General features: G+C 71.8%; 17 protein-coding genes. 9 read left to right on the forward strand and 8 right to left on the reverse strand.

Going from position 1 to position 21,201, the window contains the following annotated elements:
• Window positions 1-144: 144 nt before the first annotated feature.
• Both ACWY4P_RS23910 and ACWY4P_RS23915 read right to left on the reverse strand, forming a co-directional pair.
• Complete coding sequence (locus ACWY4P_RS23910; protein WP_456212578.1) at window positions 145-1,329, reverse strand: M20 family metallopeptidase; 1,185 nt, start codon at window positions 1,327-1,329, stop codon at window positions 145-147.
• 52 nt (window positions 1,330-1,381) lie between these two features.
• On the reverse strand, window positions 1,382-2,935 hold the full coding sequence (locus ACWY4P_RS23915; RefSeq protein WP_456212579.1) for an AbgT family transporter: 1,554 nt from the start codon (window positions 2,933-2,935) through the stop codon (window positions 1,382-1,384).
• Window positions 2,936-3,050: 115 nt separating this feature from the next.
• On the opposite strand from ACWY4P_RS23915, the gene ACWY4P_RS23920 reads away from it, so the two are divergent.
• Window positions 3,051-4,076: an Lrp/AsnC family transcriptional regulator gene (locus tag ACWY4P_RS23920; RefSeq protein WP_456212580.1), complete on the forward strand. Its 1,026-nt coding sequence runs from the start codon at window positions 3,051-3,053 to the stop codon at window positions 4,074-4,076.
• Window positions 4,077-4,109: 33 nt separating this feature from the next.
• Here the strand turns inward: ACWY4P_RS23920 and ACWY4P_RS23925 are convergent, their stop codons facing one another.
• Window positions 4,110-4,613: a MarR family winged helix-turn-helix transcriptional regulator gene (locus tag ACWY4P_RS23925; RefSeq protein ID WP_456212581.1), complete on the reverse strand. Its 504-nt coding sequence runs from the start codon at window positions 4,611-4,613 to the stop codon at window positions 4,110-4,112.
• Between the two features lie 292 nt (window positions 4,614-4,905).
• Here ACWY4P_RS23925 and ACWY4P_RS23930 point away from each other — a divergent pair, with 292 nt between their 5' ends.
• A complete protein-coding gene (locus ACWY4P_RS23930; protein WP_456212582.1) occupies window positions 4,906-5,949 on the forward strand; it encodes a zinc-dependent alcohol dehydrogenase in 1,044 nt (347 codons plus the stop codon).
• Window positions 5,950-6,060: 111 nt separating this feature from the next.
• Window positions 6,061-7,545, forward strand: a complete 1,485-nt coding sequence (locus ACWY4P_RS23935; RefSeq protein ID WP_456212583.1) for an MFS transporter — start codon at window positions 6,061-6,063, stop codon at window positions 7,543-7,545.
• A gap of 257 nt (window positions 7,546-7,802) precedes the next feature.
• Here the strand turns inward: ACWY4P_RS23935 and ACWY4P_RS23940 are convergent, their stop codons facing one another.
• Genes ACWY4P_RS23940 through ACWY4P_RS23950 form a run of 3 tightly spaced genes read right to left on the reverse strand, consistent with a single transcriptional unit; the run spans window position 7,803 to window position 10,257 of the window.
• Window positions 7,803-8,648 carry an ABC transporter ATP-binding protein gene (locus tag ACWY4P_RS23940; protein ID WP_456212584.1) on the reverse strand — a complete coding sequence of 282 codons (846 nt, stop codon included), beginning with the start codon at window positions 8,646-8,648 and terminating at the stop codon, window positions 7,803-7,805.
• Complete coding sequence (locus ACWY4P_RS23945; RefSeq protein ID WP_456212585.1) at window positions 8,645-9,187, reverse strand: PadR family transcriptional regulator; 543 nt, start codon at window positions 9,185-9,187, stop codon at window positions 8,645-8,647. Before ACWY4P_RS23945 ends, ACWY4P_RS23940 begins: the two co-directional genes overlap by 4 nt.
• A gap of 41 nt (window positions 9,188-9,228) precedes the next feature.
• The gene (locus tag ACWY4P_RS23950; protein ID WP_456212586.1) at window positions 9,229-10,257 is read right to left on the reverse strand and encodes a hypothetical protein; all 1,029 of its coding nucleotides are present in this window, start codon (window positions 10,255-10,257) and stop codon (window positions 9,229-9,231) included.
• A gap of 279 nt (window positions 10,258-10,536) precedes the next feature.
• Between ACWY4P_RS23950 and ACWY4P_RS23955 the strand changes: the two genes are divergently transcribed.
• The 4 genes from ACWY4P_RS23955 to ACWY4P_RS23970 are packed head-to-tail and all read left to right on the forward strand — an operon-like array spanning window position 10,537 to window position 15,944.
• Window positions 10,537-12,711, forward strand: coding sequence for a HAMP domain-containing protein (locus tag ACWY4P_RS23955; RefSeq protein WP_456213034.1), 2,175 nt, complete (start codon window positions 10,537-10,539; stop codon window positions 12,709-12,711).
• 7 nt (window positions 12,712-12,718) lie between these two features.
• Window positions 12,719-14,377 (forward strand): poly-gamma-glutamate synthase PgsB, encoded by a 1,659-nt coding sequence (gene pgsB / locus ACWY4P_RS23960; RefSeq protein ID WP_456212587.1) that lies wholly within the window; start codon window positions 12,719-12,721, stop codon window positions 14,375-14,377.
• Complete coding sequence (locus ACWY4P_RS23965) at window positions 14,374-14,856, forward strand: poly-gamma-glutamate biosynthesis protein PgsC/CapC (protein WP_319688146.1); 483 nt, start codon at window positions 14,374-14,376, stop codon at window positions 14,854-14,856. The genes pgsB and ACWY4P_RS23965 overlap by 4 nt, the downstream gene beginning before the upstream one ends.
• Window positions 14,857-14,876: 20 nt before the next feature.
• Window positions 14,877-15,944, forward strand: coding sequence for an NlpC/P60 family protein (locus ACWY4P_RS23970; protein ID WP_456212588.1), 1,068 nt, complete (start codon window positions 14,877-14,879; stop codon window positions 15,942-15,944).
• A gap of 12 nt (window positions 15,945-15,956) precedes the next feature.
• On the opposite strand, the gene ACWY4P_RS23975 is transcribed toward ACWY4P_RS23970, so the two are convergent.
• Window positions 15,957-18,458 (reverse strand): hypothetical protein, encoded by a 2,502-nt coding sequence (locus ACWY4P_RS23975; RefSeq protein ID WP_456212589.1) that lies wholly within the window; start codon window positions 18,456-18,458, stop codon window positions 15,957-15,959.
• Window positions 18,459-18,675: 217 nt separating this feature from the next.
• Here ACWY4P_RS23975 and ACWY4P_RS23980 point away from each other — a divergent pair, with 217 nt between their 5' ends.
• Window positions 18,676-19,011: a YnfA family protein gene (locus ACWY4P_RS23980; RefSeq protein ID WP_456212590.1), complete on the forward strand. Its 336-nt coding sequence runs from the start codon at window positions 18,676-18,678 to the stop codon at window positions 19,009-19,011.
• Here ACWY4P_RS23980 and ACWY4P_RS23985 read toward each other — a convergent pair.
• Window positions 18,986-20,236: a hypothetical protein gene (locus ACWY4P_RS23985; protein ID WP_456212591.1), complete on the reverse strand. Its 1,251-nt coding sequence runs from the start codon at window positions 20,234-20,236 to the stop codon at window positions 18,986-18,988. The genes ACWY4P_RS23980 and ACWY4P_RS23985 overlap by 26 nt on opposite strands.
• Window positions 20,237-20,444: 208 nt before the next feature.
• Here ACWY4P_RS23985 and ACWY4P_RS23990 point away from each other — a divergent pair, with 208 nt between their 5' ends.
• A complete protein-coding gene (locus ACWY4P_RS23990; protein ID WP_456212592.1) occupies window positions 20,445-21,200 on the forward strand; it encodes an SDR family NAD(P)-dependent oxidoreductase in 756 nt (251 codons plus the stop codon).
• Window position 21,201 lies beyond the last annotated feature (1 nt).

Below are 21,201 nucleotides of genomic sequence, written 5' to 3' on the forward strand. Positions count from 1 at the left end.
CGTAGATGGCGGGCGAAGCTTTCGGGCTCCGCCCTCGTCATGCGCCGGGACGGGACATCAGACGGCCAGGGCACATTGAGCGCACATGGGTCCGGGCGAGGGCACTGACGTGCCCTCGCCGTCGGGTGTTGGTCGTCGCGGCGTTCAGCCGCGCAGGGGCTGTGCCAGCCGTCCCAGCAGCCCTGCGACCAGTGCCGTCTGGGCGGGCACGGTGTCGGGGTAGATGAATTCGCCCTGGGCGTGGGCGCCGTCTCCGACCGCGCCCATGCCGCACAGCACCGGCAGTCCGAGGGCCGCGACGAAGTTGGCGTCGCTGGCGCCGCCGACCGCGGTGTCGGACAGTTCGCGGCCCTGTTCGCGGGCGACCTCGCGGGCGAGGTCGAGGAGCGGGGCGGAGGCGGCGTTGAGGGTCATCGGCGGCCGGTTCCAGTCTCGGACGATCTCGATGCCCACGCGGGGGTCGCTGACCTCGATGGCGTCGAACTCGGCGTCGACGCGGTCCTGTTCGGCCTGGCTGGTGACCCGGATGTCGATGCCGGCGGTGGCCTTCCCGGCGACGACGTTGGTGGCGCTGCCGCCCTTGATGAGCCCGGTGTTGATCGTGGTGCCCTTCTCGGGGGCGGCGACGGCCGCGGCAGCGAGGACGAACTCGGACAGGGCGGTGATCGCGCTCGCCCCGTCCTGAGGCGCGAGTCCGGCGTGCGCTTCGATGCCGGTGGCCGTGATCTGGAAGATCCCGGAGCCCTTGCGGGCGGTCTTGACGGCGCCGTGTGCGGTGGGCTCCAAGACCAGGGTGACGTCGACCTTCTGCGCGACCTCCTCGATCACCGGACGGGAGGAGAGGGAACCGATCTCCTCGTCGCCGTTGAAGAGGAAGGTGACGGTGGGGAAGGGGGTGCCGGTCTCCCTTGCCAGCTTCAGGGCCCAGATGCCCTGGGCCAGGCCGGTCTTCATGTCGAAGATGCCAGGTCCGCTGAGCTTCTCCCGACCGTCCCCGTCGCCCTCCGGCTCCGGCTGCTCCCACCCGGCGAGCGTGCCCGTCGGCCATACGGTGTCGTAGTGGCCGACGAGCGCGACGTGCCCGGGGCCGGTGCCGGTGTAGGTCAGCGTGAGGGTGTCGCCGCACTCGCCGCCGGGGTAGCGGTGTTCGTGGTCGGGCTGCCCGAGCCGGTGGACGGCCAGCTCGCGCAGGAGGTCCAGGCCCGCCGCGAGGCCGGACAGGTCGTAGCTGCCGGTCTCGCGGTGGACGAGCGCCAGGATGTCGGTGACGATCTCCGACGAGACCTCCGTGGCACGGGCGGTGAGAGCGGCGACAGGCGATGCGGTCATGATCAGCTTTCTGGTGCGAACGGGTGGGGGGTGGTTTCGGGGAGGGGCGGGGTCAGCCGACGCCGAAGGGAAGGCCCAGCAGGTACCAGGCCACGAAGAACGCGACCCAGGCGACCCAGACGACGGCGGCGATCGGGATGGTGAAGGAGGCCAGGGTGCCGATGCCGGCGGACTTCTTGTGCTGCTGGATGAAGCCCAGCGCCATCGCGAAGTACGGGCTCATCGGGGTGACGCAGTTGGTGACCGAGTCGGCGACGCGGTAGACGGCCTGGGTCGTCTCGGGCTCGATCCCGACGAGCATCAGCATGGGCACGAGCACCGGTGCGGCCAGCGCCCACAGTGCGGAGCCGCTGGTGATGACGAGGTTCATGAACGTGATCAGTACGGCGATGCCGATCAGCACGGTCCAGCCGCTGAGGTGCAGGTCCTTCAGGGTCTCCGCGCCCTTGATGGCAAGGATGTTGCCGATGTTCGTCCACTTGAAGTAGGCGAGGAACTGGGAGATCGCGAAGAAGAGGACGAGGATCGGGGCGTAGGTGCGGGTGCCCTCGACCAGCGCGTCGACGATGTCGCGAGCGGCGCGGAAGGTTCCGCTCACCCGGCCGTAGACCCAGCCGACCAGGGTGAAGAACACACACAGCACGAGCGACATGCCCGTGATCACCGGGGATTCGACGAGGGAGCCGCCCTTGCCGCGCAGCGGTGAGGACACCGGGACCATGGCTGCCGCCAGGAGCACGATGAAGCCCAGCGCGACCAGCCCGGTCACCCGCAGCGCGCGGCGCTGCTCCGGGGCGACCTCGATCGCCTTCAGTTCGGCAGCGCTCAGGGCGGTGACCGGCTCGTCGGGGTCCAGGTCCGAGCGCTTGGCGATGACCTTGTCGACGACGAGGCTGATCACCAGGGCCACCAGGACCGAGGAGGCGAGCGCGAAGAAGTAGTTCGCGACCGGGGTGACGACGTAGTGCGGGTCGATGGTGTGGGCGGCGGCGGTGGAGATCGACGACAACAGCACGTCGGTGGTGGTGAGGGCCGGCGAGGCGTCGTAGCCGGCGGAGATGGAGACGTAGGCGACGATGCAGCCGAGGACCGGGCTGCGGCCCGCGGCACGGTAGATGAGCGCCCCCAGCGGGATGAGGGTGACGTATGCGGCGTCGCCCGCGACGTGGGCGACCATCGCCGTCATCGACAGCGCGAAGGTCAGGTACTTGCCGGGCACCCGGGCGACCATGCGCCGCAGCAGGGTCGTGAACAGCCCACTCGCCTCGGCTACGGCGATACCGAAGCCCACGATGAGGATCGTGCCGAGCGGCGGGAAGGTCGCGAAGTTGTCGACGGCCCCCTCGACCATCGTCGTTATTCCGGTCTTGCTGAGCAGGCTCTGCACCTTGATGGTCTCGTGCGTCCCGGGGTGCGCGGCGCTGACCCCGGCCGCCGCCAGCACGGCGCTGAGGACGGCGACGACCCCCGCGAGGATCCAGAACAGCCAGAACGGGTTGGGCAGTTTGTTGCCGACCTTCTCGATCGCCGCGAAACCTCGGAACGCGGCGCGCAGGACTCTCGAGGGGGGCTCGGTCGGCTGGGGTTCGGTCGCAGTGGCACTCATGGGTACCTCTTCGTGCATTTGGGGGACGTTCCAGCAAACCATGGCAGTGGAGTGAGAGATTCTCTAGCCTCCGGATGTAACATTGGGATTAACCGGCAGTCTAAGGTGGGGCAGCATGACTCGCCCTCTGCTCGACGAGCTCGACCGGCGCCTGATCGGGGCGCTGCACGTGGCACCCCGGGCCACCTGGGACGACATCGGCGCGATCCTGTCCGCCGATGCCAGCACCCTCAAACGCCGCTTCGACCGGCTGCACGAGGCCCGGATGGTCCGCGTGATCGGGCAGGCCTACTGGGGCATGCACTCCACGGCGATGCCGGTCCACGTCTTCCTGGACATCACCGGCGAGACCCCGCTCGCCGTCCTCGACCGGCTCCGCACACTCCCCCACCTGCAGCTCCTCGCGCAGATCTCCGGCGACTACCCGCTCTACGCCGTCGTCCACGCCCCCTCCGAGGCGGCCACCAGCGAGGCGATAGACCGGATGTTCTCCGTCCCCGGCGTCCGCCGCGTCAACGCACTGCCCGCGCTCAGCACCCTGCGCCGGGGCATCACCTGGGACCCGCAGTTCCTGACCGACGCCGAACGGGCCGACCTGCTGAAGCTGACCGGCACCCGCCCCGAAGGGACCGCGACCGCGACACCGCCCGCCAAACCCCTCAGCGAGGCCGAACACACCGTGGTCGCCCAGCTGATGCAGGACGGCCGGGCATCCTCCGCGAGCATTGCCCGCACCTCCGGTCTGGCCGCCTCCACCGCACACCGCGTCGTCCGCCGGGTCCTCGACGAGCGCTGGGTCAAGCCCCGGCTGGAGGTGGTGTCGGAGTGGCTGGGCTTCCAGACCTCCTTTGTGCTGCGCCTGCGGGTCGCGCCTGGTCAGACCCCCGACGTCATGCGCCGCCTCGACCAGTTCCCCCAGACCCGGCTCGCCGTACACGTCGCCAGCGACATGTCCGTCCTGTGCTCCGGGATGGTCACCGACCGCTCCGCACTGGCGGCCTTCATCGACAATGAACTCGCCACGATCCCCGGCATCCTCACCGTCAGCGTCGACGTCATGCTGACCGAGCCCCGCCGCTACTGGCTGGACCGGGACCTGACCTCAGGGCTCGGGGAGTTCCACGCGCCGACTCTGCTGTGAATCACGCGGCGCGTCCCTCACGCAGCGCGCCCCTCAGGCCGAGGGCGGGACGTCGACGTCCGCCTCGGCGTGTTTGACGAAGTCGTCGGCGAGCCGGCGGAAGAGCCCCGCGAGCTGCCCCAGGTCCTCGGCCGACCAGTCCGCCAGAGCCATCGACATGCCCCGGCGGCTGGCCTCTCGGATGCGCTCGACCGCGGCCAGGCCGGCGTCGGTGAGCTGGATGCGCTGGGCGCGGCGGTCGTCCGGATCCGGGACGCGGATCACATAGCCGCTCTTCTCCAGCTGCCCCAGCTGCCGGGTGACGTGGGAGGCTTCCACGGAGAGCCGGACCGCCAGCACTCCGGGGCGCAGCGGCTCGCTCTCGGCGATGTGCCGCAGGATCGCCACGGCGGCCCGGTCCAGGGACAGTCCGGCCAGGGCCATCAGGCGCTCGTGCTGCCGGGCCCGGCCGGCCAGGTAGGCGATGCGCGTCAGCGCGCGCTCGATCTCGATCACGTCTGTCGAGACGGGTCCCGCTGCGGATGACGGTGTGGACATGAGACCACCGTAACAGATACTTGCCTAAGTCAAGCATTTCGGGAGAAAGGTTGCTTGACTCAAGTAAGTCGTCCATGCTTGCCTGAGTCAAGCAAGTCAGCCCCACGGCGTCCCCTGCCGTGGGCACCCAGGCCGGGGCCACCTTGAGCGGAGACGGCCCCAACGCGCGCCGAACCCGTGGGGACGGGGGTTGGCGCGGTCCCGGGCCGGCGGCCGGAGCCCCCGTCCGCCGCCGGGTCCGGCGGCACAGCGGCCATGCCGCGCCCCCGACCCCCAGAAAGAGAGTCCCTCCATGGCCACGATGAAGTCCGTCCGGACCGGCGGGCAGCACAAGATCGACGTCGTCGACGCCGAACGGCCCGCCCCCGGCCCGAAGGACGCCCTGGTACGGATCCGCGCCTGCGGCATCTGCGGCACCGACACCCACTTCCTCCACCTGGGCGGAGTCCCCTTCGGCCCGGGCGGGTCGACGATCTCGCTGCCGCTCGGCCATGAGCCGGCGGGCGAGATCGTCGAGGTCGGCGCCGAGGTCAGGGACCTGAAGGTGGGTGACCGCGTGGTCGTCAATCCGCAGGGCGCCCCCTCCGGGATCATCGGCTGCGGCGGCGAACTGGGCGGCATGAGCGAGTACCTGCTCATCGAGGACGCCGTCGTCGGCAAGAGCGTCACCGTCTTCCCCGACACCGTGCCCTTCGACGTCGCCGCGCTCAACGAGCCCATGGCGGTGGCCCGCCACTGCGTCAACCGCTCCGAGGCGAAGCCGACCGACAAGGTCGTCGTCTTCGGTGCCGGGCCCATCGGCCTGGGCGCCGCCATCTGGCTGAAGCTGCGCGGGGTCGGACACGTGGTCGTCGCCGACGTCATCCCCGAGCGCCTTCAAACGGCGCTGGCCGTCGGTGCCGACGCCGTCATCGACTCAGCCGCCGAAGACGTCACCGCCCGCCTGACCGAACTGCACGGCCAGGCGGCCAACGCGCTCGGCCAGCCGCGGGCCGGTACCGACATCTATATCGACGCGGCCGGCGCCCCCGCGGTCTTCAACACCACCGTCGAATCCGCCAAATGGGGCGCCAAGCTGGTCATGGTCGCCGTACAGAAGAAGTCCGACGCCATCGACCTCGGCGGCATGCTGCGCAGCGAGCTGACCCTCGTCGCCTCCCAGGGCTACCCCACCGAGATCTTCGAGGTCACCCCCGAACTCGTCGAGCACCAGGAGCGCTTCGCGAGGCTCATCAGTCACCGCGTGCCGTTCTCCGAGGTCGAGCGGGCCTTCGAACTCGCCCTGACGCCGGGGGCCGCGGAGAAGGTCGTCGTCACCTTTGACGGACAGCCGTAGGCCCGACCGAGCCGCCACCGCTCCCCCACCCCCTCGCAGAGCCCGAGCCTGCGACCACGCCACTTACTCAAGTCACGCAATCCACTTGCTCGCCCCCTGGAGGCCCCCGCCATGTCCGACGCCCTTGCCCGACCCGCCGCCGGGGGTTCCGCCCCGCCGAGGCCGAACGCCGTGGTGGCGGTGCTGGCCCTTTCGGGAATCGTCGTCTCGCTGATGCAGACCCTGGTGATCCCGATCGTCCCCGAGCTGCCGAAGTACCTCGACGCCTCACCGTCGGACGCCACCTGGGCGGTCACCGCCACGCTGCTCGCCGCCGCCGTCGCCACGCCGGTCGTCGGCCGCCTCGGCGACATGCTCGGCAAGCGCCGCCTGCTGCTGGTCAGCCTCGTGCTGCTGGTGTCCGGATCGGTCGTCTGCGCGCTGAGCGAGTCCCTGGTTCCGATGATCGTCGGACGCACCCTGCAGGGCCTGGCCGCCGCCGTCGTCCCGCTCGGCATCAGCATCATGCGCGACGAGCTGCCGCCCGAGCGGCTGGCCGGCTCCACCGCGCTGATGAGCGCTTCCCTCGGCGTCGGCGGCGCCCTCGGCCTGCCCGCCGCCGCGTTGATCGCGGACAACTTCGACTGGCACGCCCTGTTCTGGACCTCGGCCGCCCTCGGCGCCGTCGCCCTCGCACTCGTCGGAATGATCGTGCCCGAGTCGAAGGTGCGTACCGGCGGACGCTTCGACCTGGTCGGCTCCCTCGGCCTGTCGGCCGGACTGGTGTCCCTGCTGCTGGCCGTCTCCAAGGGCGCCGACTGGGGCTGGACCAGCGCCACCACCCTCGGCCTGTTCGCCGCCGCCGTCGTCATCCTGCTCTCTTGGGGAGCGTACGAGCTGCGCGCCCGGCAGCCGCTGGTCGATCTGCGCACCACCGCCCGCCGCCAGGTGCTCTTCACCAACCTCGCCTCGATCGCGCTCGGCTTCTCGATGTTCGCGATGTCCCTGGTGCTGCCGCAGCTGCTCCAGCTGCCCGAGCAGACCGGCTACGGCCTCGGTATGTCCATGCTCACCACGGGCTTGGTGCTGGCCCCGCAGGGCCTGGTCATGATGGTTGTGTCCCCGTTCTCCGCCGCCGTCACCAAGGCCAAGGGCCCCAAGGTGACGCTGATGATCGGCGCGCTGATCGTGGCCGCCGGCTACGGGCTGAACATCGTGCTGATGTCCGAGGTCTGGCACCTGATCCTGGCGTCCTGCGTCATCGGCGCCGGCGTCGGCTTCACCTACGGCGCGCTGCCCGCCCTGATCATGGGCGCCGTGCCGGCTTCCGAGACCGCCGCCGCCAACAGCCTCAACGCCCTGATGCGCTCCCTGGGCACCTCCTTCGCCAGCGCCATCGCCGGCGTCATCCTGGCCCAGATGACCACCGGCTTCAACGGCCACGTCCTGCCCTCCGAGAACGGTTTCAAGGTGGTCATGGCCATCGGCGCCGGTGCCGCCCTCCTCGCCTTCACCCTCGCCTCCTTCCTGCCGCGCCGGCGGGCCACCGTCGCGCAGACGGCGCCCGCGGCCGCGGGGCCGGCCGAGGCGGCGGAGACCCTGGGAGCGAAGCCGTAACGCCCCTCCGTGTGGTGTGGGCCTTCCGAGCGGGGCCCGATGGTCACCGCGGCTGCGGGTGTGAACCCACGCGGGCAGGAGCTGTGCGGTGCAGAGCGCCGTGACGACCTGGCCGGGTGTGGCGCCGAGGGTATGGCCAGTCCCAGGTCAGGGAAGCGGTGGCGGCGGTGACGGCGATCAGGAACATCGCGGCCTCGCCGGGACGGTGGCGCAGGTCGCGCGGCCAGGCGCCACATCAGGAGCAGGCGTCCCACGGCTCAGCCCTCCCAGCTCAGCAGCGCGCCGAGCTGTGTGGTGCCGCCACCGCTGCCACCGCTGCTGTTCAGGAGGGTGTCGTCGGCCGGCGTTCCGTCGCGCAGGGAGACGACGCGGTCCGCCGTGGCGGCGACGCGCTCGTCATGGGTGACCATGACCAGGGTCTGGCCGGCGGCGCGCAGCTCGTCGAAGAGACGGAGGACGTCATGGGTCGCGGCGCTGTCGAGGTTTCCGGTGGGCTCGTCCGCGAGGACCACCAGCGGCTCGTTGACCAGGGCGCGGGCGATGGCGACCCGCTGCCGCTGCCCGCCGGACAGCTCCGAGGGCAGGTGCCGGGCCCGGTCGGCGAGCCCGACCCGGTCGAGGAGTCCGGCGGCACGGTTGCGGGCGGTGCGCGGTGAGGCGCCGGCGAGCAGCGCGGGCAGCTCGACGTTCTCCGCCGCGGTCAGCTCGTCCATCAGGTGGAAGGCCTGGAAGACGAAGCCGATGGCGCGGCGCCGCAGCCTGGCCAGCGCCCGTTCGCCGAGGTGGTCGATGCGCTGCCCGCCGAGCCACACCTCGCCGTCGGTGGGCCGGTCAAGACCGCCGAGCAGTTGCAGCAGCGTCGACTTGCCGCAGCCGCTGGGCCCGGTCACGGCGAGCGTCTGCCCGGCGGGAACGTCGAGGTCGACCCCGTCGACGGCCCACACCAGGCTCTCGTCCTGCCCGTACGCCCGCGACAGGCCGACCGCCCGCAGCATCGGCCCGGACGCCTCACCGGGCCGGCGGCCGGCCGGTCCCGCGCCCGGGCTGTCGTCCGTACCCCTCCGCTGCGACCGGCCGCTGACCCGCCGACCCTCTCTCGTCATCCGTTTCCTCCGCCTTCCCCACGCGGGGCGCGGGCGGACCAGGTCCGCGCACACGCCTCCAGCCAGCGCAGATCGGCCTGTAGCCGGAGGGCGATGCCCTCCAGGAGCAGTCCGGCCTCCGAGTTCGTGTCATGAGCGAGGACGGCGTGCTGGGCCTCGGCGAGGCTGCGTATCAGCTCCCGCCGCCGCGCGTCCACGAGCGCGAGCGGATCGGCCAGACCCGACTCGGCGGCGGCCACCAGCTTCAGGTGGAACTCCGTCACGTCCGCTCTGGGCCCGGCGCCCTCGGCCATCCACGCGGCCACCCTCTCCTGCCCGGCCGCGGTCAGCGCGTACACCTTGCGCCGTGGGCCGCGCACCGGCGCGTCCTCACGCTCCTGGACGACCAGGCCCGCCTTTTCGAGCCGGGTGAGCGTCACATAGATCTGCCCCGCGTTCAGCGTCTCGCCCAACGGTCCGAGCGCCGCTGCCAACCGCTTGCGCAGGTCGTACCCGTGCGACGGCTCCTTGGCCAGCAGCGCCAGCGCCACGTCCTGCACGGACCACCCTCCTCTGCGACCCATCAACAGATAGCGGTTAACTAAAAGGGCGTCAAACCCTTCCCTGAGCGGGGGGTCGACGCCGACCAGCGGGCGGTGACCCTGTTCATCGCCGCGACGGCGCGCGCGGCGTCGCGGCGGTCGGTGCGGATCGCGTTGGCGAACTCGACGTGCAGGAAGGGGCTGTCCTCCTCCCGGGCGGTGCGCCCCTGTTCGTTGGTGTGGCCTTCCAGGGGACAGGAGCGGACCCAGGCGCGGCATACCGTGAAGTCGCGGGCGCGGAGGGCGTCGGCGAGGGTGCGGGCGTCGGTGCGGCTCTGATGGGTGGCGCGGCCGGTTGAGGCGATGACGTCGTAGTCGGGGGCCGTGTCGTCCGCGAAGCCGTGGATCTGGATGCCGGGGAGTCCGCGTCCGGCGAGTTCGGCGCAGACCGCGGCGAAGACGGTGTCCCGGCGGTGCGCCACGTCGGCGGCGTCGCCGGTGCCCGCGTCGCGGTGGGCGCCCGCGAGTACGAGGACGCCGCCCGGTGTGCCGCGCAGGACGCCGACTCCCAGCTGCTCGGTGCGGGCGTCCGCGACCGGGTGGGGCACCTGGACGGACCAGCGCACCGGCGCCGAGAGGTCGAGGTACACCCGCCCCCAGCCGCGGGGCGAGGGGCCGGCGTCGGTGCGGTCGGAGATCTCGGCGTAGCGCCGTCCGGTGGCGCTGTCGGTGATCGTACGGAGGTCGAAGTCCAGGGCGTCGAGCCGGGCCGCGGCCTGGGCGCGGTGGCCGTCCAGGAGGAGCCCCACGGCGCGGGCCACGGCCCGGCGGTCGGAGCGCGTGGGCGGGAGATAGCCGGTGTCCGCCCCGAACCGGGCGGTGTAGCCGGTGATCCGGCGCTCCAGGTCGGTGCCGGCCGGTCCGCCGTCGCCGGTGGTTCCGTCGCCGCCACGCAGGGCAAGGGCCCCCGTCAGCAGGGCGGCCACGGCGGTGAGCGCCAGGGCTGCGAGGGCGGTCTTCCGGGGGTCGAACCGCCGGGGGGCGGTCTTCCGAGTGCGGTCGGCTCTCATGGTGGAGTCGGCTCTCATAGTGAAACGGACGATAGCGGGGCAACCGGTTTCCGGAGCCGGTCGGCATCGATCGTCACGGAGCGATCTGACTCACATTTTCGCCCCTTGGGGCAACCCTTCGCCTCGCTAGTTGATCCAATCCCCACGGGTCGCGTATTTGCGCGCGACCGCGCGCCCGCAGGGCCAGCGCGTTGGGGCGCCCCTGGGGCGCCGCGAACACCCAGGCATTTCCAGAGAGGAGCCCCCGTGGCCGCTTCGGCGCCGAAGCGGCGGCGAAAGATCCGCCGACGGGCTGATATGTCGCTGATAGGCGGCATTCGTCCTCCCATAGCCGTACTCTCGGCTCTGCTCCTCTCCCTGGCGGCAATCACCGCCCTCACCTTCGGCAAGACCGAGAACGTCCTCGTTCCCAAGGCCGTACTGACCTCCCAGCAGCACTTCGCCGAGGACGGGGCCGTCGCGCTGCGCGCCTCGCTCGACGAGTCGGTCACCGACCTCAACCGCACCGCGCTCCTCTTCAGCGAGGGCAAGCCCGTCTCCGCCGACGCCGTCCTCGACAAAACGGGCAGCGTCTACCAGAAGTGGAGCGGCACCGCGGTCATCGAGATCAAGTCGGGCAAGCTGCTCGCCGCCCGGGGCGAGACCGTGCCGCTCACCGTGATCGACCGCACCAAGCTCTCCGGCAAGGACGGCCTGGCGCCCCGCCTGGTCCGGCTGAAGAACGGCCAGACCCGGCTGCTCGCCCTCGCCCTGCTCTCCTGGAAGGGCCAGCCCCAGCAGCTCCTGATCGCCTCCAGCAACCTGAAGGTGCCCGGGATGCGCCTGGACGAGAGCCGCGCCATCGGCGTCGTGGACGCGACCGGCACGATCCTCAGCAGCGACGGGGCCCTCGACAGCGAGCGGGCGCAGCGCGAACTGAAGACGTTCGCCACCACCGCCGCCAGGAAGTCCCGGCAGAACCCCATCAGCTCCAAAGAGCCGGGCGCCGGCGGCTACGCGGGCGTCAGCGGCAGCTTCACCGGCGACGCCTCGGGCGACCGGCGGACCGTCGGCGGCTACGCCTCGCTCGCCGCCGCCGAGCCGGGCAAGTCCACGGTGGCCAGCGGCCTCGGGCTGAGCATCGTCACCCAGGTCGGCGTCACCGAGCGCGCCTCCCAGCTGGCCCGGCCGGCGTTCGGGCTGGCCGCCGCCGGAGCGCTGCTGGTCATCGGCGGGCTCGCCATCGCGGTGCTGCTCGGCACCGTCCAACGCCCCCTGATCCGGCTGTTCCTGGAGAGCCGCCGGCTCACCCGCGGCGACCTGGCCCGCCCGGTCACCGTGCCCCGGTTCGGCGAGGCCGCCCGCATCGGCCGCGCCCTGGAACGGCTGCGGCAGCAGCTGCGGGGCGAGTCCCCCGAGGGCGCGGCAGGCGCGTCCGGTGCGCGCGGCGGCCGGCGCCTGGGCACCCGCGCCCTGGTCGCCGTCTCCGCCGTGCTGCTGCTGACCTGGTCGGTCCCGCTGACCCTGCTGCTCAACCGCCCGGACTCCTCCGTGCGCATCCCGACCCAGGTGGTCAGGGACCAGAAGGCACGCACCGAGACGATCAGCGACCGGGTGCGCCGGGCCCTCAACGAGGGCCACGCCGACCTGTCCGCCGTCGCCGCCCTGATCGGCGGCCAGACCTCGGCCGACGACATGACGGCTGTCCTCACGCGCACCATCGAGGAACACCCGCGCTACGAGTCCGTCTACGTCGTCAGCGGCGACGGCGACGTGCTGGCCCGGGCCGGACACGAGCCGCACCACGCGTCCGGCGAGCGCCCCTCCGATCAGCCCCTCAAGCTGTCCGGGCACGGCGGCAAGAAGCCCGTCATCCGCGCCACGGCCCCCCTACAGGGGCAGGCGGGCGCCGCGGTCGTGGGCGAGTTCGACATCGACTTCGTCAACGCGCTGCTGCGCCGCGACGGCCTCGGCCAGGTCCGGGTGGTCGACGCCAAGGGCCGGGTCATCGCCGGGAACTCCGGCTACCTGGCCTTCCAGAAGATGCCCGGGCACCTTTCCCCGCTCGTCGACGGCAAGCAGGCGCGAGCCAAGGTCCAGCGCGGCGACAACGTGCGGATCGCGGCCGCGGCCCCGATGACGGGCGGCGGCGTGGCGAAGGTCCTCGACTGGAGGGTCGTCAGCTGGCAGCCCGCGTCCCGGCTCGACATCCCCGCGTACACCCTGCAGAACCGCACCGTGCTCGTCGGGATGCTCGGCCTCACCGCGGCGGCGGCCTGCCTGGGCTGGCTGCACATCGTGGTCGTCCGCCCGCTGCGCGCGCTCGCCGGCCAGGCCGAGGCGCTCGCGGACGGCGACCGGCGTACCGTCCTCTTCCCGCGCCACCACGACGAGGTCGGCGCCGTCATCCGCAGCCTGGAGCTCATCCGGCAGCAGCTGCAGGGGCAGCAGCGCGGGCGCGACGGCGCGCGGTCCCTCGCCGGAAGGAACTGAAAACACCGTGCTCTTCCTTTACACCGTGCTCATGGTGTGCAGCGCGATACTGCTGGTCGCCGGGGCCGTGGAGCAGCGGCGGCACTTCGCCAACCTGGACAACATCCCCACCCGGGTGCTGGTCAACGGCATCCGCGGCAAGTCGTCCATCACCCGGCTGTGCGCTGGCGCGCTGCGCGGCGGCGACCTCGTCACCGTCGCCAAGACCACCGGCACGGCCGCCCGCTTCATCCACCCCGACGCCACCGAGGAGCCGGTCTACCGCAAGTTCGGCATCGCCAACGTCGTCGAGCAGATCGGCATCGTGCGGCGCGCGGCCGCGTACCGCCCGGACGCGCTGGTCATCGAGTGCATGGCCGTCATGCCGGCCCTTCAGGAGATCAACCAGTCCAAGCTGATCCGCTCCACGATCGGCGTGCTGTGCAACGTCCGCGAGGACCACCTCGCCGAGATGGGCCCCACCCTGGACGATGTGGCGCGCTCGCTGTCCCGCTCCATGCCGGAGGACGGGATCTGTGTCACCGCCGAGAAGGAGCGCCTGCACATCCTCCAGGAGGAGGCCGACGCCCGGAACTGCCGTCTGATCTACGCGGATCCGGAGACGGTCACCGATGAGGAGCTGCGCGGCTTCAGCTGGTTCACCTTCAAGGAGAACGTGGCGATCGCGCTCACCGTCGCCGAACTCCTCGGCGTGGAGCGCAAGGTGGCGCTCCAGGGCATGTACGACGCGCCGCCGGACCCCGGCGTACTGTCGGTCGAGCGTTACCACACCCACGAGGGCAAGCGGCTGCGCTTCGCCAACGTCTTCGCGGCCAACGACCCCGAGTCGACGCTGATGAACATCAACCAGCTGCTCGACCTCGGCGCGATCCACCGCCCGCTCAATGTGGTGATCAACTGCCGTCCCGACCGCGTCGAGCGCAACGGCCAGATGGGCGAGATCATCCCCGACCTCGACCCCGAGCACGTCTTCGTGATCGGCCACCCGGCCAAGTCCGCCATCGACGCCATCCCGGCCTCCTACCGCTCGCGCGCCGTCGATCTCGGCGGCGACCGGCGCGACCCGGAGGAGTTCATGGAGCAGATGCTCGGCATGCTCGGGCCCAACTCCTCGCTGGTCGCCATCGGCAACATCCACGGCCAGGGCGAGCTGCTCCTCGAGCACCTCGCCGAACTCCCGGCCGACGAGACCCCCGACGAGCCCGGCGCCGAGCCCACCGCCGGAACCACCGCCGGGGCCACCGCCGGGGCCACCACCGGGGCCACCACCGGGGCCAGCGCCCACGGCGCCGACGCCCCCGCCCCCGCGCCCGCGCCCGCGCCCGCCGACACCCCGGCCGGCGCCGAGGGCACCCGGCCGGCCGGGCCGACCGGGCCGCCCCGGCCCGCCCTCCCCGAACACGTCGACACGATGCAGCTGTACGCGCCCCGCATCGACCCCTACCAGCGGTACCCGAAGGCGTACGAGACGCGGTACGCGCAGCGGCAGCCCACCCCGCAGCCGGCGGCGCACGACGGCCAGGTCCACCCCCGCGGCTACTTCGAGCCCCGGGTACCGCCCACGCCCCTCATGGCAGACCCGCCCCTCGTAGCGGACCAGCCGCCCGCAGCAGACCAGCCCCCCGCCGAAGACCAGCAGTGGCACAGCTCAGGAGAGCCGCGTTGATCCCCTCCGTCCTCACCCCAGAGATCGCCGCGCTCGGTATCGCGCTCGGGCTCATGTTCTCGCTCGTCTGCTATCTGACGACCAACCTCTCGCCCGGCGGCATGATCACTCCGGGCTGGCTCGCGCTCACCCTCGTCGAGGACCTCCAGCGCGCCGCGATGGTCGTCGGCGTCACGGTCCTCACCTATGTGTGCGTCCTGCTGCTGCAGCGCTTTGTGATCCTTTACGGCAAGCGGCTGTTCGCGGCGGTCGTGCTCACCGGCGTGCTGCTTCAGGCCACCGTGATGATCGCGCTGACCATCGAGTTCCCGCTGATGTACAGCAACCAGACGCTCGGATTCATCGTCCCCGGCCTGATCGCCTACCAGCTGGTGCGCCAGCCCAAGGGGCCCACGCTGCTGGCCACCGGCTCCGTGACGCTCATGGCGTATGTCGTCCTCACCGCCGGGATCCTGCTCGGCGTCATGCCGTCCGCCTGACCCCACCACCGGAGCCGACCATGTCTGCCAAGAAGACCTCGAAGAAACGCGGCGTGCTGCACGCCGTGACCGTGCTCGCGCTGCTCGGCACCAGCGCCTACCTGACCGTGGAGCTGCGGAAGGAGGAGGACGCCAAAGCCCCGGCGGTGCAGAAGGTCACGGACGACCCGCAGTTGGAGACCAGCGCCCAGGACACCGGGGACCGGACCTGGGAGCGGCTGAAGAACCCGGACCGCACCGTGCTGCGCGGCTCGAAGGGCCAGGTGCTCGCCACCTTCACGGACGGCGCCCGCACCGCCACCCTCAAGGGCCCCAGCCGCACCTTCTCCGAGCCCGCCAACACCTCGTCCCGCGTGGTGACCGAGGACTGGGTACGGCTGATGCCCGAGCCCTGGCGCAAGGGGGCGGAGAAGGAGAAGTGGTTCAAGGACTGGTTCAAGCAGTACTACGGCAGCGAGGAGGACGACATCTTCGCGATCGCCTTCCAGTACAGCCAGGGCACACCGGTCAAGAAGGACGACGAGGGCATCCCGTACGCGGGCGACGCCGTCTTCGGGCCGTTCAAGAAGGACGGTGTGGACCGCCTGGAGCAGAACGACTTCTACGACTACCTGGGCATCCCGTACACCTTCCGGGACGGCACCACGATGCAGCCGCGCAAGGAGCGCTACCGCGCGCTGGACTGCTCCGGCTTCATGCGCGTCGTGTGGGGCTATCGCGCCCGCTACCCGCTGCGGGCCACGAACACCTCCGGGGACGGGCTGCCGCGCACCGCCGACGGCATGGCCCGCTCGCAGGTGGGCACCGACATCATCAAGCTTCAGGGCCCTTCGCCCTGGTACAAGCGCCCGGCCAACATCGACGTGCTGCAACCCGGAGACCTGCTCTTCTTCAAGATGGACCACCGCACGGGGAACCACATGGACCACGTCGCGCTGTACCTCGGCGTGGACGCCGACGGCCACCGGGTGTTCATCTCCAGCCGCAAGGAGGTCAACGGCCCCACCATGGGCGACAAGGGCGGCGCCTCGCGCATCGACGGCAACGGCTTCTACGCCCAGCTGTTCCGCAGCGCCAAGCGGCTCTAGACGCCCATCCCATCAGCCGGGGACAGGCTCGGACGGCTGCGAAGAGGGGCCCTCCCCGGGGGTGGTGGGGTCCGTGGGGGCAGTGGAGGCGGTGGTTCCGCTGAGGGGCAGAGTCATCGCCACATGGCCCCAGTCGTCCAGCATGGTGACCTTCGCGCTGTACGTGGTGCCTGGCTCGGCCGAGGCGGGAGGGCTGAAGACGACCTCGAACACGCAGGGGCCGGAAGCGGACCTCGGCGGACCGGGTTTCTGGGTGGCGGGGCACGAGGTCGCGCGGACGCTCCAGGCCGTGGTGTCGCTGACGGCGAGGGTCTTCGCGTCGTCGCACTCCCAGTAGCTGTCCCAGGTGACGCTCTTCCTGTCCTGCTGCCCCGCCGCCACCGGCCCGAAGGAACCGACGCCCAGCGGGACTGGCGGGCACTGGCCGGAGCCGTAGGTGGGCTGCCCGGTGGTGGGCGTGGGGGCGGTGGTGGTGACGGGGGCGGTGGTGGCCGTCGGGACGGCGGTCGTCGCGGGCGGCGGGCCGGTGGTGAAGGTGGCGGCCGACGTGGATGCGGTGGTCGGGTCCAGCGTGCGGGTCGGGTCGAGGGACGTGACGGGGACGGTGGGCTCGGCGCGGGGGCTCTCGCCGCCCGTACTCGCGAACGCCACGAAGACGCCGCCCGCCACCAGCACGGCCGCCGCCGTCCCGATGGCGACCGGGTTCGCCGCGAACGAGCTCAGCGCCGACTTGCCGGCGGCGGCCGAGCCGTGGCCCGCCGCGTGGCTCACCGCCTGGCTCGCGGCATGGCCTGAAGCGGGGCCGCCGAGGTGGCCGGCGGCCGTGCCGACGCCGAACGACAGGCCGACCGCGACCCCGGCCGCCAGGCCGAGCGCCCGTCTGCGCGCCTCCTCCTCATGGGTGAAGTACGCCAGGTCGGCGGCGGCCCCCAGCGTGCGGGCCGCGCCCGCGCCGAGGCCCAGGACCTGCCGCCAGGCGCCCCAGCGCAGCGAACGGGCCAGGGCGGGGGCCGTGAAGCGGGCGAGGTCGCGGACGGCTTCATGGCCGCCCGCGAGCGCGGCCGCCTCCAGGACGCGGCGGATCACGGCGGACTCGGCGGCCAGGTCGTGGCGAGTGGCCCCGCGCGCCCAGCCCGCCAGCGAGGCGGCGAGGGCGGCCGGGTCCTGGGCGGGGCCGCTGCGCTCGGCGACCAGGCGGGCGAGCCGCCCCATGGCACGGATGCCACCGCCCTCCGAGGACGCCAGCCGCAGGCCCTCCAGCTCCACGGCGGCACCCCGGTCCACTCCGGCGCCACTCGTGGCTCCGGCGGGGCGGGCTGGTCCGGCAGCGATCACGGAGAGGAGCGCCGGGGACAGCGGAAGGGGGTCGACGGCGCACAGGATGCGCAGAAGCCTGCCCGCCCCATCGCTGAGCCCACCCGCCAACCCAACCGCAAGCGCCCTCTCGTCCACAGCGAGCCCGACGGGTCCGGCGGGACCGGCAGGTCCGGCGGGACCGGGGAGCCCGGCGGGATCGCCAGGTGCGCCAGAACCGGCGGATCCGGCGGGACCGGCAGACCCAGCGCGGCCGCCCGGACCGCCCGGACCGCCAGGTCCGGCGGGTCCAGCAGGTCCACCGGGGCCGCCAGAACCAGCGAGCCCAGCGGGATCGCCAGGTGCGCCGGATCCGGCAGGTTCGGCAGGTCCACCGGGACCACCGGGGCCACCGGGGCCACCAGGACTGGCGAGCCCGGCAAGACCGCCAGGCCCCGCACGCCCCGCGGGGCCCGCGGCGCGCAGGGCCGCAGCGGCCTGGACCAGTGTCAGGGGGTGCCCACGCACGGTGGTGATCAGCCGCCCCGCCGCCTCCCGCTCATCGTCCCGCAGCGGGCGGCCCAGCTCCGCGGTGAGCAGCGCGAGCGCGGGCTCCTCCAGCAGCCCGTCCAGGCGCAGGGCCCGCCCCTCGTTCCACTCCTGGCGCTCGGCGGCGACCACCAGGACGTCACACCCGGGCGCGGCCGCCACCAGCTCCGTCAGGTCCTCGGCCGAGCCCTGGAAGTCGTCGACCACGACCAGGGCATGGACCGAGGCCATCAGCTGCTGCGTCACCGCCGGCGCGGGCTTGTAGTCGGGCGCCTCGTAGCACGCCTGGAAGAGCTCCTGGACGAGGTCGTCGACGGGCACCCCGGCCGCCGGGAGATACAGCACGTCCTGACCGCGGGCCGCGGCGTCGGCCGCGAACCGGCGCAGCAGTACGGACTTGCCGACGCCGGGCGGGCCGTAGATCTGCACCGGGTGGCCCTGCGACAGCCACCGCCGCAGCGCCGCCAGCTCCCCCTCGCGGCCCAGTAGCTCGGGCGCGCGGTGCGGCAGCGCGCGCCCCGCGGGATGGGCGCGGCGGCGGGCCAAGGGCGGCGGCTCGCTCCGTACGGTCACCGAAGAGCCGCGCTCGGCGTTGATCACAACGTTGCGATCGCCGACGACGACCTGCCCCTCGATATCGCCGTGTACATGGACCCCGCCCCCACCGGCCATCGGGCTGCCCCTCCCCCTAGCGCCAACCCAAATTCGAGTTATAGCAGGAGAATTACCCTGTTAGCCAGCAATATTTCTTATTGATCGATAATGACCGTTGTATTGGGCTGCCCTTTTCGTAAGAGCTCGGAATCTTCGTGGTGGACCCCGAAAGGCAAACCCGTGGCAGCGCCCCACCACCGGCCCACCACCGGCTGACCGCCCGTACCCTTCCCCCATGCTCGCCGCACGCTCCGTTGCCCTGTTCTGCCTGGCCGCCCTCCTGGAGATCGGCGGCGCCTGGCTGGTCTGGCAAGGGGTGCGCGAGCACAGGGGATGGGTGTGGGTCGGCGCCGGGATCATCGCGCTGGGCGCCTACGGGTTCGTGGCCACGCTCCAGCCGGACGCGGAGTTCGGCCGCATCCTCGCGGCATACGGGGGCGTCTTCGTCGCCGGGTCGCTCGCCTGGGGCATGGTCGCCGATGGCTACCGTCCCGACCGCTTCGACGTGGCCGGAGCGCTGATCTGCCTGTTCGGCGTGGCTGTGATCATGTATTCGCCGCGTGGTCGGTGACGACCTCGTCCGCCTCCCTGGTCACGCTCAGGACGCAGCCGGTGTCCGGGTCGATCAGGACCTCCCAGACCTCGTGGTGGCGCTTCACGTCGACGTCCCAGACCTGCTTCTTGGACTCCTCGTGCCGCCGGTCCTTGTTCTCCTGGTCCTTGTTCTCCCGGTCCTTGTTCTCCCAGCTCTTGTGGTCCTTGTTCTCCCAGCTCTTGTGGTCCTTGTTCTCCCGCTCCTTGTTGTTGTCGCCGGTCCGCTGCTGCGGGTCCTTGCGGTGGTTCTCCTTGCGCTTGGAGTCCTCGCGCTTGTGGTCCTGGCCGTGCGCCTCGTCCTTGTTGGCCTCGTCCTCCTCCTCGCACTCGTCTTCCAGCTCGGCGCTGATGGCCCGGCCACCGACCTCGCACTCGGCGATCTCGACGGCCTCGTTGAGCGTCACGCGGCCTCCGCCGCGCTTCTGCTCGTCGTCGTGGTGTGCGCCCTTGTCCTGACGGTTCTCGTCCTCGTGACGGTTCTCGTCCTCGTGACGGTTCTCGTCCTCGTGACGGTTCTCGTCCTCGTGACGGTTCTCGTCCTCGTGACGCGCCTCGTCCTCGTGACGGTTTCCGTCCCCGTGACGCGCCTCCTGGCGGGGCTCCGCGGCGGCGTCGGACTCGGCGGCGCCGTACGGCTGCGCGAGACCGGCGGTGTACTTGGCGATGGCGGCGTACGCCGGGCCGGCGAGCGAGCGGTATTCGTTGCCCTGGTAGCCCTCGTCGCCCTCACGGGCGCCCTCGTTGGCGTTCTCGGGCTCGGCGGCGGACTTCTCGTCCATCATCTGCTGGTCGGTCGAGGGCTGCGCGAGGCTGCGCTCCTGGCCGCCGCCGTACTTCCCGCCGTTGTTGTGCTCACGGCCGTTCTCGTGCTCGCGCCCGTTGTCGTGCTCGCCATTCTCGTGCTCACGGCCGTTGTCATGCTCACGCCCGTTGTCGTGCTCACGGCCGTTGTCGTGCTCGCCCTTGTTCTCGTGCTCACGGCCGTTCTCGTGCTCACGGCCGTTGTCGTGCTGCCCCTCGTGGCCCTGCTGGCAGTTGCTGCTCGTCCCGGTGTGGGAGCCGGGGGTGGCGCCGACGGCCGCCCAGGCGGCCGTCGGCGCACCGGTCACGAGTGCCGCGGCCGCGATGGCACCGGCCGATGCGACACCCCAGCGTCGAAGGGTGCGACGGGGCAGCTGGGTAAATCTGATGTGCTGGGTCATGGGCTGTATTCACTCCTTGGCACAGGGAGGCTCCGGCCCGGCGGCGCGCCGGACGCAGTGCACCCTTCCCCGGGCCCTTGCCGCCGTAGCGGATTTCGATCTTCAGTCCCCCGATTGGCGGCAAATCTGCCCGTCATATCCTGCTTATGGATTACAAGCACAACGCATGGGCGCAGATCCCGCCCAATACGTCGCCTCAGGAGGGCCGATGACCACCCGTACCGCCGTCGTCACCGGTGCGAGCAGCGGGATCGGGGCCGCCACCGCCCGCCGCCTCGCTGCCGCCGGATTCCGTGTCGTCCTCGCCGCCCGCCGCAAGGAGCGCGTCGAGGCCCTCGCCGCCGAGCTGACCGAGGCCGGGCACGAGGCCGAGGCGTACGCGCTGGACGTGACCGACCGCGCCGCCGTGGACGCCTTCGCCGCGGGCCTGGACCGCTGTGATGTACTCGTCAACAACGCGGGCGGGGCCTTCGGCACCGAGACCGTCGCGGCCTCCGACCCGGCCGACTGGCGGGCGATGTACGAGGTCAACGTGGTGGGCGTGCTCAATGTCACACAGGCCCTGCTGCCCGCGCTGATCGCCTCCGGCGACGGCACCGTCGTCGTGCTGTCCTCCACGGCGGGCCACATCGCCTACGAGGGCGGTGGCGGGTACGTGGCCGCCAAGCACGGCGCCCACGCCATCGCCGCCACCCTCCGCCTCGAGCTGTGCGGCGACCCGGTGCGGGTGATCGAGATCGCCCCGGGCATGGTCCGGACGGACGAGTTCGCGCTGAACCGCTACCGCGGCGACGAGGACAAGGCCGCCGCGGTCTACGAGGGCGTGGCCGAGCCCCTCACCGCCGACGACGTCGCCGACACCGTCGAGTGGGCGGTCACCCGCCCCTCGCACGTCAACATCGACCTGATGGTCATCCGCCCCCGCGCACAGGCGGCCCAGCACAAGGTGCACCGGGAGAACTGAC

The organism is Streptomyces sp. LZ34, assembly GCF_053890475.1.